The sequence below is a fragment of the Kitasatospora sp. NPDC056800 genome (assembly GCF_042789775.1).
GTDB lineage: Bacteria > Actinomycetota > Actinomycetes > Streptomycetales > Streptomycetaceae > Kitasatospora.
Genome location: NZ_JBHUAL010000106.1, coordinates 13,238 through 31,449, shown reverse-complemented (window position 1 = coordinate 31,449; position 18,212 = coordinate 13,238). Strand labels below are relative to the sequence as shown.

At 73.9% G+C, this 18,212-nt stretch carries 8 protein-coding genes; 3 read left to right on the top strand and 5 right to left on the bottom strand.

What is annotated here, in order from left to right; translation table 11 throughout:
• Positions 1–131 precede the first annotated feature (131 nt).
• The 4 genes from cyaB to ACFRQN_RS22845 all read right to left on the bottom strand — a co-directional run bounded on the left by cyaB (position 132) and on the right by ACFRQN_RS22845 (position 4,515).
• Positions 132–686, bottom strand: coding sequence for a class IV adenylate cyclase (cyaB, locus tag ACFRQN_RS22860; protein WP_380741709.1), 555 nt, complete (start codon positions 684–686; stop codon positions 132–134).
• Positions 683–1,753 carry an aldo/keto reductase gene (locus tag ACFRQN_RS22855; RefSeq protein ID WP_380741707.1) on the bottom strand — a complete coding sequence of 357 codons (1,071 nt, stop codon included), beginning with the start codon at positions 1,751–1,753 and terminating at the stop codon, positions 683–685. Before ACFRQN_RS22855 ends, cyaB begins: the two co-directional genes overlap by 4 nt.
• Positions 1,754–1,763: 10 nt before the next feature.
• The gene (locus tag ACFRQN_RS22850) at positions 1,764–3,926 is read right to left on the bottom strand and encodes a B12-binding domain-containing radical SAM protein (protein WP_380741705.1); all 2,163 of its coding nucleotides are present in this window, start codon (positions 3,924–3,926) and stop codon (positions 1,764–1,766) included.
• A gap of 97 nt (positions 3,927–4,023) precedes the next feature.
• Positions 4,024–4,515 carry an ATP-binding protein gene (locus ACFRQN_RS22845; protein WP_380741703.1) on the bottom strand — a complete coding sequence of 164 codons (492 nt, stop codon included), beginning with the start codon at positions 4,513–4,515 and terminating at the stop codon, positions 4,024–4,026.
• Positions 4,516–4,706: 191 nt separating this feature from the next.
• On the opposite strand from ACFRQN_RS22845, the gene ACFRQN_RS22840 reads away from it, so the two are divergent.
• Entirely contained in the window at positions 4,707–6,032 is a 1,326-nt protein-coding gene (locus ACFRQN_RS22840; protein ID WP_380741701.1) for a tetratricopeptide repeat protein, read from the top strand.
• A gap of 259 nt (positions 6,033–6,291) precedes the next feature.
• Here the strand turns inward: ACFRQN_RS22840 and ACFRQN_RS22835 are convergent, their stop codons facing one another.
• Entirely contained in the window at positions 6,292–6,861 is a 570-nt protein-coding gene (locus tag ACFRQN_RS22835) for a helix-turn-helix domain-containing protein (RefSeq protein WP_380741711.1), read from the bottom strand.
• A 179-nt stretch (positions 6,862–7,040) separates the two neighbouring features.
• Here ACFRQN_RS22835 and ACFRQN_RS22830 point away from each other — a divergent pair, with 179 nt between their 5' ends.
• Both ACFRQN_RS22830 and ACFRQN_RS22825 read left to right on the top strand, forming a co-directional pair.
• Entirely contained in the window at positions 7,041–8,030 is a 990-nt protein-coding gene (locus tag ACFRQN_RS22830) for an alpha/beta fold hydrolase (RefSeq protein ID WP_380741699.1), read from the top strand.
• A 556-nt stretch (positions 8,031–8,586) separates the two neighbouring features.
• Positions 8,587–18,159: a type I polyketide synthase gene (locus ACFRQN_RS22825; RefSeq protein WP_380741697.1), complete on the top strand. Its 9,573-nt coding sequence runs from the start codon at positions 8,587–8,589 to the stop codon at positions 18,157–18,159.
• Positions 18,160–18,212 lie beyond the last annotated feature (53 nt).

The window sequence follows — 18,212 nt, the reverse complement described above, 5'->3', positions numbered from 1 at the left end:
GCTCCAGGCAGGCCTGGAGCACGCCGCGAAAAAAGCCTCACCACTCGGAGGTAAAGAGCAGAAAACCGCAACATCCGCACGGCGCCAAAGGGTCCGGTGCAGGTATATCGGTACGGTCGTGCGCCCGTTCGTCAGGCCAGCCCGAGGGTGAGATGGGGGTAGCCGGCGTGGATGCGGTCGCCGAGCTTGATGTCGAGGCCTGCGATGAAGGATTCGATCTTCTCGGTGGCCTCCTCAACGGTTTCGGCCTCACCCTTGTACTCGAACTCGATGAAGTCTCCGAGGTCGCCCACACTGTCAAAGGCGACGGCGATGCTGTCGATGAACCACTCTTCGCGAGTCTTGTCGACCGTGGTGAGCTTGGTGAAGTCGAGGGAGTCCAGGATGTGCTGGACGGCCGTGGCGTCGGAGACGGTGCTCTCGAACTCGTCGCAGTGGGTCTTGATCTTCTCCTCCAGTGGGTACCACCGCTTGAAGTTCAGGGAGGAGATGCCGTCCTCGATGCGGATCCGGAGCCACTCGGAGATCACGTCTCCGGAGAGGAAGTCCTTGTGGGGGGCGTTGTAGTAGTGGTCGACCTGGCGGGTCGGCCGGCCGGCTTTGCCGCCCCGGGCGATGAGCTGGTCCTTCAGCTCCTGGGGGTCGCTGAGGAGCTTGAACTTCTGTTCGACTTCGGTGTACTTCACGGACTTTTCTCCTGAGTGTCGGTCAGCGAGGCGATGGTCTCGCGGACGAGCGCCATGACGGATTGGATCTGGTCGATCTCGGGGGCTGTGAGCGGATCGCCGACTGCGGCGACGTTGACGCTGATCTGCTGGGCGGTGCGGAAACCGACGAGCAAGGAGGCGTTTTCGGATCGCTGGAGGGCGTATTGGAGAGCCATGCGGGTCAGGTCGGCCCGGGTGTAGCCGAAGTCCGCTCCGAGTTGCCTCAGACCGTGCCGCACAGCCCCCACGGCTGCCGGGCTGAACTTCGGGTCGCCTCGGCGGTGGTCGCCCAGTGGGAAGGTGCGCGGGAGATCCGTGCGGTGGGCGCCGACCAACAGCCCCTGCCCGAGTGCCTGCTTGATGAGAACGCCGACGCCGCACTTGTTGGCGAGGTCGAAGATGTCGGCGTCCATGGGCTCGTACAGGGGACTGAGCATGTTGTAGCGGACGGTCAGCACGTCGGGCTGGACGACGGCGAACCTCAGCATGAACGCGGATGCCTCCGCACAGCGCGGGTGGCTGACGTCCTCGGCCCATGCCAGGCAGAACTCGTGCGGGGCTCGCATGCCGATGGCCTTGATCAGGCCCTGATCGCGCAGTTCCCGGAGGGTCTTGGCGGCCTCGCCGAGGTAGCGATGGTCGGGGCCGAAGTCGGAGCTGTGGAGGGAGTACAGGTCGAGGTAGTCGGTGCCGAGGTTGTCCAGGGTGGCGTCGAACTGCCGGAGGATCTGGTCTCGCTCGTACGGGTGAGCGGCATTTCCGCGGACATAGCCCACCTTGCTGGAGACGGTGAGCCGGTCGCGGTTGGCAGTAGTCAGGAGCCTGCCGACCAGGCGCTCGGACTGGCCGAGGCCATAGGCGTCGGCGGTGTCGTAGAGGGTGATGCCGAGGTCGTGGGCGCGGACGAGGGCACTGTACGCCTCGTCCTCGTCCACTCCGGTCCAGCCGACCGGGACGCCGTCGTTGGTAGCGAGGCCGCCGATGGTCCAGCATCCGGCGCCGATCGCCGAGACATGGCCGAGGCCGGGCACGTAGCGCTTCTTCATGGTCGTCTCCTCAGGTTCCGCAGGGGTCCGAGGCGTTGATGGAGCGCCACTCGGAGGTCTGCTCCCAGCGCAGGTACTCCTTGTCGAGGATGGCGGCGAAGTCCTTGGGGATGTTGCGCAGGACGTGCTCGACGCCGCCGGCCATCTTCTTCGAGAGGGCCTTGAACTCGTCTTCCAGTTCGGTGCGCACACGGGCGCCGAGGGCCGCTTCCGCACCTTTCTCGCCGGGCACCGGCGGGGTCTGCTCGATCGCGTCGATCATGCGGCCGAAGACCTGGTAGGCGGCGTACTTGAGGACGATCCGGGCGGCTCGGACGATGCTGCGGGGGTCGCCGTCGAGCATCTTCTCCAGCGACTTGAAGGTGTAGTCCAAAGCGAAGTTCCTGTCGACCCAGAGCTGGGCCCACTGGCTGGCGACGCCGATCCGCCAGTCGGCGAACCGGGAGTCGACCCGGCCCATGGACGGCCGAACCTCGCCGGTGAGCCCGGCAGCCTGGGCCCGCTTGGTGTAGGCGGCCCCGACCAGGCACTCCATGCTGACGAGCATGTAGGAGATGCCGCTGTGCAGGGGCCTGCCGGAGGATGCCCAGGCCACCCACTCCGGGTCCTGGACGCCTTCGACGATCTCCCGGATCGGCAGGTTGGGCATCGGTCGTAGGAGGAGGTCGGTCCGACCCTGGTAGGCGTAGGTGGCTTTCAGCTCCTCGAACGTCATGAGCTGGTCGAAGCTGATGTACGTGAACCTGGTGGGGACACCGAGCGCCGACAGAGTGCGGATGGCGACGGCAATCTGCTCGCCGGTGGTCTCCTTGTTGAACCGCTCCAGGATCGAGTCGACTCCGGACTCGACGCCGAACAGGCAGCGTCGAAGGCCGTGTTGCACGAGCCGGCGCCACATGTCGGCGCGCTCGCGGTGCCAGGCGGTGTCCTGGTCGAGGCGGACGACCTGGTCGACGCGGCAGCTGGTCTCCCATGTGAAGCCCGCGTCGTGGAGGGTGGAGCCCATGTTCAGGGCGCGGGGCACCGCGCCATCGTCGCGGCCGATGAACTCCTCGTCCACCAGGTAGAGCGTCCGGGAGACGTGCGGGTACCTGTCGAAGATGTGCCCCATCTCCTCGAGGAGCCACGGGAAGGCTTCCGGGTGGCTTCCGAACCAGGTCCCCTTGTGGCCGCGCGGGCAGAACGAGCAGTAATTGGTGCAGCCGCGAGAGCCCTCGGCCTGGGCAACGCCCTTGTGCTCGAAAGTGGCTGGCAGGAGGTCCAGCTCGGGGAAGATGTCGTCCTGCGAGTTGCTGACCGGTTTGGCGGTGCGGCGGCGGCTGATGATCGGAGTGCCCTCGCCGCGTGCGGCTCCGTTGTAACCGATGCCGTGGACCTTGTTCAGCGGGATGTCACCGTGCCAGTGGGCGAGGAGGTCTTTGATCGTGGGCTCGCCGGCTCCCCGGGCGACCAGGAGCTTGGGGTAGCGCTCCAGGAGGAGGGCTTCGTTGCGGGCGGTGAGGCTGCCCCCGGCGATCACCATCGGCTGGGATTCGAGGGAGTAGGCGGCGTCCAGCAGCTCGGTCATGAGGTCGTGCTGGCCGAAGGTCGCGCTGATCCCCAGGATGTCCGGCCGGTTCTCGGCCACCGCCATGATGAGGCCGCTCAGCGTGGTGCCGAGCTGCATGTCGAGGAGGGAGACCTCCCCGGTGAGCGTGGACCGGGCGGCCCTGGCCACGTCGCTGACACCGAGAGGGAAGCGGGGCAGCGGGAAGTGCTCGGGGTGGTAGAGCGCGGCGAGCAGGACGGTCGGCTTGGTGAAGCGATGGACCGCGGCGTCGTCGAGGTTGGCCAGGGACAGCCAGGAGTCCGGCGTGTCCATCTCGATGTGCCCGGTGATCCAGGTCGGCCAGTAGCGGGTGTCGTGGTTATGGCCCGAGAGGTCGGCGACGACCCAGCGGGCGTCCGGCTGTTCGATCAGCACGAGCCGCCTGTCGAGAGTCCCGGTCACGAGGACCCGGCTGGCGTGGTCGCCGAGGTGTTGGGTGAGGTGGTCGCGGAGCTCGACGGGGTTCACGAGAAGCCGGTCGGTCTCGGTCGCCGAGACAGTCGGGGCCTCGGGCGCGGCGAGCTGCAGGGCTTCGCGCAGGCGATCGATCTGAGGGCGTGTCGTGCGTTCGACGCGGGTGGTCACTGGTGTCTCTCTCCGGAGTCGGCGGGATGAGGGTCACGGAGGCGTGACGGATCGGCCCGGCACGGGGATGTTCCGTGCGGGTTGAGAAGGAGGGGGGTTAGGCGGCCGAGAGGATCCGCGCCCGGATGAGCGGGCGGACCTTGTTGACCGAGATGATCTGCCGCAGCACGTTGCGGCGGGTCTGTTCGCGGGCCAGGGGCTGGAGGGCGACCTCGGCCCAGACCCACTTGCCGGTTGAGGTGAGCTGGGCTCCGTGCCGGTTCGCCAGTGCGGCGATGAGCCACAGGCCGCGTCCGGACTGGTCGTCGGGCGCCGCGTGACGGCCGGACGGCAGGGCCGCACTGCTGTCCTGGACCCCGACGGTCACCATCCGGGTCCGGGTGTTCAGCTGGAGGGTGAGCACGATGGTGTCCGCGGTGGTGTGCTCGACGGCGTTCGTAACCAACTCGGAGGTGATCAGGTTCAAGTTGTCGTGCGCCTCTTCGCTCATGGAGATCCAGGCCCGGATCGTGTGGCCGACCAGGTCCCTGCTCTTGGGAACCGACTCGTTGACACGGGGCAGGGCGAATCGGCGGAAACGCACGCTCATGACGCAACACCTCGGGCGGGGATCGATGGCATGGCCGTGTTTGAACCTGGGAAGAGCCACCCAGCCAGGGCTTTCGGCCCTGGACGGCTGACGTACAGTCAATGCCGCGTCACCGTCCGCGAATAGGTGCCAGCCTGTATGCCGCTTGTGAGCCAGTTGTAGGCCGACTTGTAGTCCAGGGAAGGGGCGCCGTGTCGGAAGATGTCTCCACTGGCGAGATGATCAAAAGGGCACGTAGCGCAAGGGGCTGGTCGCAGGAGCGTCTCGCCATCGAACTGGGAAAGGTCGAGGGCAGAGGAGGGAAGGGGCCGGGCCGCGGACAGGTTTACCGATGGGAGAAGCAGGGGCGGGCACCGAAGTACTGGTGGCCGTTTCTCTGTGAGGTGCTTGGGTTCGGCTCATCTGATGATGCGCCTGCGGCGCAGGTTGACGTGCCCGAGGGTGGTGTGGGCGATACCGTGAGCTCAGTCCTCGCGCTGGGAAGGAGCGAAGTGCTTCGCCGGGAATTCATGGCCTCCTCCAGCGGCTATGCGCTCGCGGCCCTTGGCCTGCCCGATCTGGACAGCATCACCCGCAGGGTGACGGCCAACTCCGGTGCGACGGTCCGGGTCGGCCAGGGTGAAGTCCTTGCTGTCCGGCAGATGGTCAAGTCGCTCGGTGACGCGGCGGCGGAACTCGGCGGCGGTCATGCGCGGCACCTTGCCGTCCAGTACCTCGTGGAGAACGTCAGTCCATGGCTGGACGGCGCCTGGTCCGAGTCCGTCGGGCGCGGACTCTTCGCCGGGGCCGCCCAGTTGACCCACCTCATCGGATGGATGGCTCAGGACGAGGGCAACCATGGCGTCGCCCAGAAGTACTACGCGCATTCGTACCGGCTGGCCGCCGAGGCCGGCGACGCGGAACTCGCGGCCACCGCGCTCCGCGGCCTCGCCGTGCAGGCCATCGATCTCGGCTACCGGGCCGCCGCTGTGCGGATCGCGGAGGAGTGCGTTGACCAGGCGAAACGCCTGGACGACCCGAAAGCCCTCGCCTACTACGAGACCACCCTCGCCGACGCCGCGGCCCAGGACGGTGATCGGACCACGGCCACCCGCTTCCTCGGCACGTCCCAGCGGCACATCGAGCGATCCTCGCCGACGCCCGGCGACTCCTGGGCGAGCCACTTCAGCATCGGTCGCTGGGCTCACCATTCGGGGATGATCCTCGCCCAACTCGGCGCCTACGAAGCGGCCCAGGAGCATCTCCAAGTCGCCCTGGACGTTCACGGTCTCGACCGGCGCCGTAGCCATGCGATCGTTCTGGCCGACCTGGGGGCGGTGCAGGTCCGCCAGGAGAACTACGGAGCCGCCCTGTCGACGTGGTGTGAGTTCCTCGTGCTGGCCGAAGGCCTCCGATCGGTGAAGGTGGACGACGCCGTGACGGACATGCGCGCCCGCCTTGCGCGCATTCGGACCGTCCACGGCGCTACGGAACTGGACGAGCGGGCCGCCTTGTTCCTCGCAGGGCGTTCGGTCTGAAGGCCTGCGGTCAACAGGGTCGCCGCAAGGACTCCGTTGCCGGCCGGATCGACCTGGGCCGGCTCGGGCGGCCCTGGGAGGACGTGCTTTTGGCGTCCGTGACGAGGGCGTGGTTCGGCTCTCACCGTTCGTGCGGAGCCACATCAACCTGCTCGGTCGGTGCTCCTTTCGGCTCCCTGTGCGGCCACTGCGTGGTCCGGACGCCGCCGGGGCGTGATGCCGCAGGCACCGTTGCGGGGCCCGGGCGCTGTGCTCCGGACTACCGGGCGCCGCGGTCGGGGGTTGGGGTGCGCGGTCGTAGGCGCTCTCCCTGCGGTCCGAACATGATCAGGTATTCGACCGGTCCGCCGGGGCCGGCGTTCGCGACTCCGTGGGCGGTGCGGGTGTCGAACTCGGCCACGTCCCCGGCGCTCAGGACGAGGTCCTGCTCGCCGAGTGCCAGCCACAGCCGTCCGTACAGGACGCACAGCCATTCGTACCCGTCGTGGGAGACCTGCCGCGGCCGCGCGGGGGGTGCGTCGACGGCGGGGAGGACGTGCTTGTGGGCGTGCAGGCCCCCGACGTAGCGGGTCAGCGGTAGCACCGCCTTGTCGTTGCCGGAGCGAGGCGGCGCCGGGGCGCGCGGTCCGGTCGCCGCGGGTGCGGTGCCGGCCAGCTCGTCCAGGGAGACGCCGTACGCCTTCGCGAGTTGCAGCAGGACCTCCAGGGTCGGCTTGCGCCGACCGGTCTCGATCCGCGACAGCGTGCTCAGCGAGATGCCGGTCGCGCGACTGACGCCGGTGAGTGTGGCGCCGTGCCGCTCGCGCGCGGTCCGCAGCCGGGGGCCCATGGCCGCCAGCGTGTCGGCTGTGCCGTCGTCCGTCACCGTCGCCCCGCTCCCTGCGGCCGTGCCGCCTTCACCGCCCTGTCCTGCCAGTTTGCCACGATGGCAAGGGTGTTCGCGTCGCGCGGCCGCCGCGCCGCATGATCGGCGGGTACCCGCGGCCGCCCGTGAACCGAGGAGAAGCGATGCACCAGCCCGCGCCGTCCACCGACCTGCGCCACCGCACCATCGAGGCACCCGCCGGGCGCCTGCACCTGGTCGAGCAGGGCACCGGACCACTGGTCCTGCTCGTCCACGGCTTCCCCGAGTCCTGGTACTCCTGGCGCCGCCAACTCCCGGCCCTCGCGGCGGCGGGGTACCGGGCCGTGGCGCTCGACGTGCGCGGCTACGGCCGCTCCTCCAAGCCGGCCGCGACGGACGCCTACCGGATGCTCGACCTGGTGGAGGACAACGTCGCCCTGGTGCGCGCCCTGGGTGAGGAGAGGGCGGTGGTCGTCGGGCACGACTGGGGCTCCAACATCGCGGCGGCCTCCGCCCTGCTCCACCCCGAGGTCTTCCGCGCCGTCGCACTGCTGAGCGTCCCCTACGCGCCGCCCGGCGGCCCCCGCCCCACCGACGTCTTCGCGCGGATGGGCGGCGACCAGGAGTTCTACGTCTCGTACTTCCAGGAGCCCGGCCGGGCCGAAGCGGAGATGGAGCCCGACCTCCGGGGCTGGCTCGCGGGCTTCTACGCGGCCATGTCCGCCGACACGATGCCCGCCCGGGGCGAGCCCGACCCGCACTTCGTGGCCCGCGCCGGCGGCCGGCTGCGCGATCGCTTCCCCGGCGGCAGGCTGCCCGCCTGGCTGACCGAGGACGACCTCGACGTGTACGCCGGGGAGTTCGAGCGCACCGGCATGACCGGGGCCCTCAACCGCTACCGCACCATGGACCGCGACTGGGAGGACCTCGCCCAGTACGCCGGAGCCCCGATCAGGCAGCCGTCCCTGTTCATCGGCGGCGCCCTGGACGCTTCCACGACCTGGATGGCCGACGCGATCGAGGCCTACCCGACCACCCTCCCCGGCCTGGCCTCCGCCCACATCCTGGAGGGCTGCGGGCACTGGATCCAGCAGGAGCGCCCTGCGGAGGTCAACCGTCTGCTGACCGCCTGGCTCGCCTCCCTCCAGGACTGAACCGCCGGGTGTGCCGCGCGCCCCCCGGTGCGAGCGGGCCGGTCACCTCGGCGACGGCCTGTCAGCCGCGCACCAGTCGCGATCCGGCCTGGATGTTCCTCAACCCCTGTGCGGTACTTGGCCGTTGTGGCCTCCTGCGAGGCCGTGACCCGGTCCTGCGCGGTCGTCGGGCCGCCGCCCCCGGCGCTGTTGCGGCACGCTCCGGACCCGACCCGGAGCGTGCCGGAGTGGTGGTCCGCGGGTGTCCGCCCGTGGATGGTCGCGGCCCGGAGGCTTCGGGCGGCCCTCCGGGCGGCTCGCCGCAAGGTGCCCGGTATGTCGGGTATGTGCGGGCCCCTTCGGGGTTCAGCAACGCACGATCATGAACCCCCGGGACGGGTTCCGGTGGTGTGCGGGCGGGCGCATCCTCGTGGGGCGGGCATCGGCGCCGAGGTGGCGGCCGGGATCTCCCGCGACCGAACCCGCCGGTTCAAGGGCGGACCCGGGGCGACGACCCGGTGGTCCGTCGGGGCCTTCCGGTGGTCGGCCGTCTGATTCTCACTGCGGGGGGGCATCGATGATGGACAGTGCTGGTTGTCGTGGCGGGCGTGAGCTCCCGGCGCGCGCGGTCGCGGTGGTCGGGGTCGGCTGCCGGTTCCCGCAGGCGGACGGGCCGGAGGCGTTCTGGCGGCTGCTGCGCGGCGGTGGTGACGCGGTGGTCGGGCGGCGGGGCGGCCGGGGCCCGGCGCGCGGGGGGTTCCTGGACGGGGTGGACGGGTTCGACCCCGAGTTCTTCGGCATCTCGCGGCGCGAGGCCGTGGCGATGGACCCGCAGCAGCGGCTGGCCCTCGAACTGGCGTGGGAGGCGCTGGAGGACGCCAGGACCCTGCCGGGCGCCCTGGAGGGCAGCCGGACGGGCGTGTTCCTGGGGGTGATCGCGGACGACTACGCGACGCTGCTGCACGGGCTGGGCCCCGACGCGGTGACCGGGCACACCCTGACCGGGCTGCAGCGCGGGGTGACCGCCAACCGGATCTCGTACACGCTGGGCCTGCACGGTCCGAGCCTGGTGGTGGACACCGGTCAGTCGTCCTCGCTGGCCGCCGTGCACCTGGCGTGCGCGAGCCTGCGCAGCGGCGAGTCCGAGCTGGCGCTGGCCGGCGGGGTGAGCCTGGTCCTCGCGCCGGAGAGCACCCGGGCGCTGGAGCGGGCCGGAACGCTGTCGCCGGACGGGCGCTGCTTCACCTTCGACGCCCGCGCCAACGGCTACGTCCGCGGTGAGGGCGGCGGGGTGGTGGTGCTCAAGCTGCTGGAGGCCGCCGTCCGGGACGGCGACCGCATCCACGCCGTCATCCGCGGCAGCGCGCTGAACAACGACGGCGCGACGCAGACGCTGCCGACCCCGGGCCGGGCGTCGCAGGAGCGGGTGCTCCTGGAGGCCTGCGTCGACGCGGGCGTCGAGCCGGGCGAGGTCCAGTACGTCGAGCTGCACGGTTCGGGGACGCGGGCCGGCGACCCGGTCGAGGCCGCGGCGCTCGGTGCGGCGCTGGGCTCGGTGCGCGGCGAGGGCGATCCGCTGCTGGTCGGGTCGGTGAAGACGAACATCGGCCATCTGGAGGGCGCGGCGGGGATCGCCGGGTTCATCAAGACCGTCCTGTGCCTCGCCGAGCGCGAGCTCGTGCCCAGCCTGAACCACGTCGGGCCCGGCGAGCGGGTCCCGCTCGACGAGCTGCGGCTGCGGGTGAACACCGAGGCCGGGGCCTGGCCCTCGCCGTACGGTCAACTGGTCGCCGGAGTCAGCTCGTTCGGGATCGGCGGCACCAACTGCCATGTGATTCTGTCGGATTGGCCGGGCGTGGACGCAGCCGACACGGCCCCCGAGGAGAAGGAGGAGGCCGGGGCGCTGCCCTGGGTCCTGTCCGGGCGGGACGAGCCCGCGTTGCGGGACCAGGCCGAACGGCTGCGCGCCCATGTGGCGGCGCGTCCGGCGCTCGGGGTGGCCTCGGTGGGCCGGTCGCTGGCCGTCACCCGCACCGCGTTCGAGCACCGCTGCGTGGTCGTCGCGGACGACCGGGACGGCTTCCTCACCGAACTCGCGGACCGGGCGGCCGGGCGGCCGTCGGCGGCCGTGGTGGAGGGCCGGCACGAGGGGCCGCCGGTGCGGCCGGTCTTCGTCTTCCCCGGCCAGGGCTCGCAGTGGACGGGCATGGCGGCGGAGCTGATCGAGACCTCCCCGTTCTTCGCCGAGCGGATCGACGAGTGCGCCGAGGCCCTCCGCCCGTACGTGGACTGGTCGTTGGCCGACGTCCTGCGCGGGGTCCCCGGCGCGCCGCCGCTGGAGGGCGACGAGGTGGTCCAGCCCGCGCTGTGGGCCGTGATGGTGTCGCTGGCCGCGCTGTGGCGCTCGGCCGGGGTGGAGCCGGCCGCCGTGGTGGGGCACTCGCAGGGCGAGATCGCCGCCGCCACCGCCGTGGGCGCGCTGTCGCTCCGGGACGGTGCGCGGATCGTGGCCCTGCGCAGCCGGGTGCTGAACCGGATCGCGGGCGGTGGCGGCCTGTTGTCGGTGGACCTCCCGGCCGAGCGGGTGGAGCGGGACCTCGCGGCGGCCGAGCTCGCGGGAGTCGACCGCGCGGCGGTCGGCGGCCCCGGGCTGTCGGTCGCGGCGGTCAACGGCCCGGCGCACACGGTGGTGGCGGGGCCGGCGGCCGCGCTCGACGCGCTGGCCGCCCACTACGGGCAGCGGGTGCGCACCCGGCGGATCCCGATCGACTACGCCTCGCACAGCGCGGCCGTCGAGGAGCTGCGGGACGGCCTGCTCGCCGCGTTCGCCGGGATCGCCCCGCGCTCCACCGACGTGCCGTTCCACTCGACCGTCACCGCCGGACCGGTCGACACCGCCGAGCTGGGCCCCGGGTACTGGTTCCGCAACCTGCGCGAGCCGGTGCGGTTCGGGCCGGTCGTCGAACGCCTGCTGGACGCGGGCCACTCGACCTTCCTGGAGATCAGCCCGCATCCGGTGCTGGCGATGGGCGTCCGGCAGGCGATCGACCTGCACGGCGGGGACGGCGCCGCGCTGAGCACGCTCCGGCGCGGCCACGGCGGCCGCCGGCGGTTCCTCACGGCGGCGGCCGAGGCCTTCGTCCGGGGCGTCCCGGTCGACTGGTCCGCGCTGCTGCCCGCCTCGGCGCCGCTCGCCGACCTGCCGACCTACCCGTTCCAGCGCCGCTCCTACTGGCCGTCCGGGATGCCGGGGGCCACCGGGAGCGAGCGGGCGGACGAGGGGACGCGGGCGCCGGCGCCGGTTCCGGCCCTGGCGCCGGTTCCGGGCCTGGACGGGCGGTCGGTCCTGGAGCTGGTCCGGAGCCTGACCGCCGTCGTGCTGGGCACGGGCTCGGCCACCGACGTCCGGCCCGGGCGGACGTTCCGCGAGATGGGCCTGGACTCGGCCATGACGCTCGAACTGCGCGACCGGCTGGCGGCCGCGACGGGGCTGAACCTGGAGAGCACCGTCCTGTACGACCACCCGAGCCCGGCCGCCCTCGCCGCCGCGATCGGCGCGCTGAGGGCGAACGACGAGGCCGAGCCGGAGAGCGACAACGCGGCCGAGCCGGAGGCCGACAACGACGACAACGACGGCAAGGCCGGAAACGACGACGAGGCCGACGACCCCGTGGTCATCGTCGGCATGGCCTGCCGCTTCCCCGGCGGGGTGCGCTCGCCCGAGGACCTGTGGGACCTGGTCGACGCCGGCACCGACGCCATCGGCGACTTCCCCGACGACCGGGGCTGGGACCTGGCGGCGCTCCACCACCCGGACCCGGACCGGGCCGGCACCTCCTACGTCCGCCGGGGCGGCTTCGTCCGGGACGTCCCGGACTTCGACGCGGAGTTCTTCGGGATCAGCCCGCGCGAGGCCCTCGCCATGGACCCGCAGCAGCGGCTCCTGCTGGAGGTCGCCTGGGAGGCGCTGGAGCGGGCCGGGATCGACCCCACCGCGCTGAAGGGCAGCCGGACCGGCGTGTTCGCCGGGGCGATGCACTCCGGCTACGGGCCGAGCATGGAGACGGCCGGGCCCGGCGTCGCTGGGCACCTGCTGACCGGCACCAGCGTGAGCGTGGTCTCCGGGCGGATCGCGTACGTCCTCGGGCTGAACGGGCCCGCGCTGACGGTGGACACCGCGTGCTCGGCGTCGCTGGTCGCGCTGCACCAGGCGGTGCGGTCGGTCCGGGCCGGGGAGTGCTCGCTCGCCCTGGCCGGCGGGGTCACCGTCATGGCGACGCCCGGCATGTTCGTGGAGTTGTCCTGCCAGCGGGTGCTGGCCGCCGACGGCCGCTGCAAGGCGTTCTCCGCCGGGGCGGACGGCACCGGCTGGGGCGAGGGCGCGGGCATGGTCGTGGTCGAGCGGCTCTCGGACGCCCGCCGCCACGGCCACCCGGTGCTGGCGGTCGTGGCCGGCAGCGCCGTCAACTCCGACGGCGCCTCCAACGGGCTGTCCGCGCCCAGCGGGGTCGCCCAGCAGCGCGTGATCGAGGACGCGCTCGCCGACGCCGGGCTCGCGCCGCGGCAGGTCGACGCCGTGGAGGCGCACGGGACCGGCACCGCCCTGGGCGACCCGATCGAGGCCAACGCCCTGCTGGCCGCGTACGGGCAGGGCCGGGAGCGGCCGCTGTGGCTCGGGTCCCTCAAGTCCAACATCGGGCACGCGCAGGCTGCGGCGGGCGTCGGCGGCGTGATCAAGATGGTCCAGGCGCTCCGGCGGGGCGCGCTGCCCGCCACGCTGCACGCCGACGAGCCGTCCCCGCACGTGGACTGGACGGCCGGCTCGGTGGCCCTGCTCGACCGGGCCCGGCCCTGGCCGGAGACCGGGGAGCCCCGGCGCGGCGGCGTCTCCTCGTTCGGGATCAGCGGCACCAACGCGCACGTGATCCTGACCGAGCCGCCGGCCGGGCAGCAGGCCGGGCAGCCGACCGGGCCCGGGGCGGCGGGAGAACCGGCGGCACCGCCCGTGGTGCCAGTCGTGCTGTCGGCCCGCACCCCGGAGGCGCTGCGGGAGCGGGCCCGCGGGCTGGCCGACGGGCCGCTCGACCCGGTCGCCGCCGCGCCGGCCCTGACCGCCCGGACCTCCTGGGACGAACGTGCCGTGGTGGTCGCCGCCGACCGGCCGGAGGCCGAGCGGGCGCTGGCGGCGCTGGCCCGCGCCGAGGAGGCCCCCGGCCTGGTCACCGGCCGGGCCGGCGAGCCCGGCCGGACCGTCCTGGTCTTCCCCGGCCAGGGCGGCCAGTGGCGCGGGATGGCGGCGCGACTCGCCGCCGAGAGCCCGGTGTTCGCGGCCCGCCTGGCCGAGTGCGAGCGGGCGCTCGCGCCGTACGTCGACTGGTCGTTGGCCGACGTCCTGGCCGATGGCCGGGCCGAAACCCGGACGGACGCCCCGGCCGAGGCCCGGACGGACGCCGCGTCCGACGCCCGGACCGACTCCCGGACCGGCGCGCCGACCGGCGCGTCCCCGCTCGACCGGATCGATGTCGTGCAGCCCGCGCTGTGGGCGGTGATGGTGTCGCTGGCCGAGCTGTGGCGGGAGGCCGGGGTCGTCCCGGACGCCGTGGTCGGCCACTCCCAGGGCGAGCTCGCCGCCGCCGTGGTGGCCGGGGCGCTCTCCCTGGAGGACGGCGCCCGCGCCATCGCGCTGCGCAGCCGCCTGGCCGTCGACCTGATGGGCCGGGGGGCGATGGCCGTCGTCCCGCTGCCCGCCGCGCGGGTGCGGGAGCGCCTCGGCGCGCTGAGCATCGCCGCGGTCAACGGACCGGCCGTCACCGCCGTGGCCGGCGCCCCGGACGCGATCGCCGCCCTGGTCGACGGGTACCGGGCCGAGGGCGTCAACGCCCGGGTGATCCCGGCGGCCTTCGCCTCGCACTGCCCGGCGGTCGAACCGATCCGGGCGGAGCTCCTGGCCGGGCTGGCGCCGCTGACGCCGCGCGGCGGCGGGATCGCGCTGATGTCCTCGGTCACCGCCGACTGGCAGGACGGCGCCGGGCTGGACGCGGCCTACTGGTACCGGAACCTGCGGCACACCGTGCGCTTCCAGGAGGCCGTCGAGGCGCTCGTCGCCTCCGGCCACACCACCTTCGTCGAGGTCGGCCCGCACCCGGTGCTGGGCGGCAGCATCGGCCAGATCCTGGAGGAGGCCGGCGTCGACGGGATCGTCACCGGCTCGCTGCGCCGCGACGACGGCGGCCTGCGCCGCTTCCTCACCTCCGCCGCCGAGGCCCACGTCCGCGGTCTGCCCGTCGCCTGGGAGCGCCTCACCGGTGCGGCGGCCGGCCACGTCGACCTGCCCACCTACCCCTTCCAGGGCCGCCGCTACTGGCTCACCGGAGCGGCCGGGCCGACCGGCACGGCCGACCTCGGCCAGGCGCCGGCCGAGCACCCCCTGCTCGGCGCGGCCGTCGAACTCGGCGACGGCGAGACGGTGTTCACCGGACGGCTGTCGGCCCGCAGCCACCCCTGGCTGGCCGACCACGTCCTCGCCGGGACGGTCGTCGTGCCGGGCACCGCCTTCCTGGAGCTGGCCCTGCACGCGGGAGCGAAGGCCGGGACGGCGCGGATCGAGGAACTGACCGTCGCCACCCCGATGGAGCTGCCCGCGGACGGCGCCGTCGACCTGCGCGTACGGGTGTCCGGCGCGGACGTCGACGGGCTGCGGACCTGCCGGATCTCGGGCCGGGCGACGGGCGGGGGCGAGTGGATCGAGCACGCCACCGGCACCCTGAGCGCCGACCACATCCCTGCGCAGGACCCGGCCCCGCTCCGGAACCGGGCCGCCACCGATTGGCCGCCGACCGGCGCGACGCCGGTCCCGTCGACCCGGATGTACGAGGACCTCGCCCTGCGCGGCCACCAGCCCGGGCCGGCCTTCCAGGGCCTGCGGGCCGCCTGGCGGGGCGCCGGCGGCGAGCAGTACGCCGAGGCCGTCCTGCCGGAGCCGGCGGAGGCCGACGCCGGGTCCTACCGGCTGCACCCCGCCCTGCTCGACGCCTCCCTGCACGGTCTGATCGCCGCCGCCCCGGGCCACGAGGGGCGGCCCGTACAGCCGGTGCGCTGGCGCGGAGTGTCCCTGACGGCCGCTCCGGCCGGCGGCCGGACGTCCCTGCGGGTGCAGGCCGGGCCCGCCTCGGACGGCGGCCTCCCGCTGGCCCTGCTCGACGCCTCGGGGGAGCCGGTGGGGCTGGTCGAGGCGGTGGAGCTGCGCCCGGTCGCGGCGGGGCACCCCGACCCGGCCGCCGCCGCGCGCGACTCGCTGTTCGCCCTCGGCTGGGAACCGCTGCGGGAGTCGGAGCCGGTGACGTCGCCGGCCGGCCCGGTGCCGGTCGTCCCGTGGGACGCCCTCGACCCGGACGCACTGCTCGCGGCGGCCGACCCGGACACGCCCACCGTGGTGGACTGCCCGACCGGGGCGCACGGACCGTACGGACCGCAGGACGCCACCGACCCGGCGACGGCGGCCAGGACCGCCGTCCACCGCACCCGGGACCTGCTCGCCCGGTGGCTCGCCGAGGACCGGCTCGCCGGGTCCCGCCTGGTGCTGGTCACCCGGGGCGCGGTCGCCGTACGGCCCGGCGAGACCGTCCGGGACCTCGCCCAGGCGGCGGTCTGGGGCCTGGTGCGCACCGCCCAGGTCGAGCACCCGGGCCGGTTCACCCTGGTCGACCTGGCCCCCGGCACCACCGCGACCGAAGGCACTCCCACGATCGAAGGCGCCCCCGAGGTCCCGGCCGCCGTACTGACCCCGGAGGAGAACCAGCTGGCCGTCCGCGACGGCGCCGTCCTGGTGCCCCGGCTGGTGTCCGCCGTGGGCGATCCCGCGCTGCGGCCCCCCGAGGACGCGGCGGCCTGGCACCTGGACATCCCCGAGCGCGGCACCCTCACCGGCCTGGAGCTGCGACCCTGTCCCGAGGCCGCCGCCGAGCCCGGCCCCGGCCGGGTCCGGGTCGCGGTCCGCGCCGCCGGGCTGAACTTCCACGACGTCCTGGGCGCGCTCGACATGCACCCCGGCGATCCGGGCCCGCTCGGTCTGGAGGGCGCGGGCGTGGTCACCGCGACCGGGCCCGGGGTCACCGGCCTGGCCGTCGGCGACCGGGTGACGGGCCTGTTCCCGGCGGCGTTCGGCACGGTGGCCCAGGCCGATCAGCGCACCCTGGTCAGGATCCCGGACGACTGGTCCTTCACCCGGGCCGCCGCCGTGCCGGTCGCCCACCTGACCGCCCTGCACGCCCTGGTCGAACTGGGCGGCGTGGGTGAGGGGGACAGGGTGCTGGTCCACGCCGGGGCGGGCGGCGTCGGCCTGGCCGCCGTCCAGCTGGCCCGGCACCTGGGCGCGGAGGTCTTCGCGACCGCGAGCCCCGCCAAGTGGCCCGCGCTGCGCGCCCTCGGCCTCGACGACGACCACCTCGCCTCCTCCCGCGAGCCCGGCTTCGGCGCCCGCTTCGGTGCCGGCCCGAGTGCCGGCCCGAGTGCCGGCCCGGGTGCGGGCCCGGCTGCGGGCCCCGACGCGGGCGACCGGCGGATGGCGCTCGTCCTGAACTCGCTGACCGGCGAGCTCGTCGACGAGTCGCTGCGGCTGCTGCGTCCCGGCGGGCTCCTGGTCGAGCTCGGCCGGACCGAACAGCGCGACCCCGCCGAGGTGGCCGCCGCGCACCCCGGCGTGCGCTACCGGGCGTTCAACCTGCTCCAGCTGCCGCCCGAGCACCTCGCCCGCCTGCTGGAGCGGACGGTCGAGCTGTTCGCCCGGGGCGCGTTCGGCTGGCCCGCCGTCACCGACCTGGACGTCCGGCGGGCGCCCGAGGCCTTCGGGCTGCTGCGCCAGGGCACCCACGTCGGCAAGGTCGTGCTCACCGTCCCGCCGGTCCTCGACCCGGACGGAACCGTCCTGATCACCGGCGGGACGGGCGCCATCGGCCGGGCCGTGGCGCGGCACCTGGTCACCGGGCACGGCGCCCGGCGGCTGCTGCTGGCCGGCCGCCGGGGAGGCGATGCGCCGGGAGCCGCCGAGCTGGCGGCCGAACTGACCGGGCTCGGCGCCGAGGTGGCGTTCGCGGCCGTGGACGTCGCCGACCGGGCCGCCGTCGCCGCGATGATCGCGGCGGTCCCCGCCCGGCACCCGCTGACCGCCGTGATCCACGCCGCCGGCGTGGTGGACGACGCGCCCGTCGCCTCGCTCACCCCCGCGCGGATCGACCGGGTGATGCGGGTCAAGGCCGACGGCGCCTGGCACCTGCACGAGCTGACCGCCGGTCACCCGCTCACCGCCTTCGTCCTGGTCTCCTCGGTGATGGGGACGCTCGGCGGCGCCGGCCAGGGCGGCTACACCGCCGCCAACGCCTTCCTCGACGGGCTCGCCCGGCACCGCCGCGCCCAGGGCCTGCCCGCCCTCGCGCTGGCCTGGGGCCTGTGGGGCGACCCGGACGGCATGCTGGGCGCCCTCGGTGACGCCGACCGCGCCCGCTTCGCCCGGGCCGGGCTGGTGGAGATCGACCCCGGGCACGGCCTGGCCCTGCTGGACGCGGCGCTGCCGTCACCGCACGCCGTCCTGGTGCCCGCCCGGCTCGACCGCGAGGTCCTGCGCGACCTGGGACCGGACCTCCCGCCGGTGCTGCGCGAGGTCGTGGCGACCGCCGGAGCGGGGCGGGGCGAGAACGGCCCGACGCCACGGCGGCACCGCCCGCTGCGCGAGGAGCTGGGCGGCCTGACCGCCGGTGAACGCGCCGACGCCCTGGCCGACCTGGTCCGGACCCACATGGCCGCCGTCCTGGGCTCCCGGCCCGAGGCGATCCCGGACGACCGGCCGTTCGGCGAGCTCGGCTTCGACTCGCTCACCTCGGTCGAGTTCCGCAACCGCCTCGGCACGGCGACGGGGCTGAAGCTCCCGCTCACCCTGCTGTTCGAGGCGCCGACGCTGCCCGAGTTGGTCGCCGTCCTGGACGCCGGGATCGCCCCGCCCGTCCAGGAGACCGGGCCGGCTGAGGGAACCGGGCCCGAGCCGGCCGCCGGGGAGTGCGACCAGGACGCGACGGCCCTCGACGAGGACGTGGCGGCCCTCGTCGAGGCCGCGACCGCCGAGGAGCTCCTCGACTTCATCGACCGCGAGCTCATCTGACCCCGGTCCGCCGCCCCACCCCCCACCCCCTACGACCACGAGCCCACCAGATC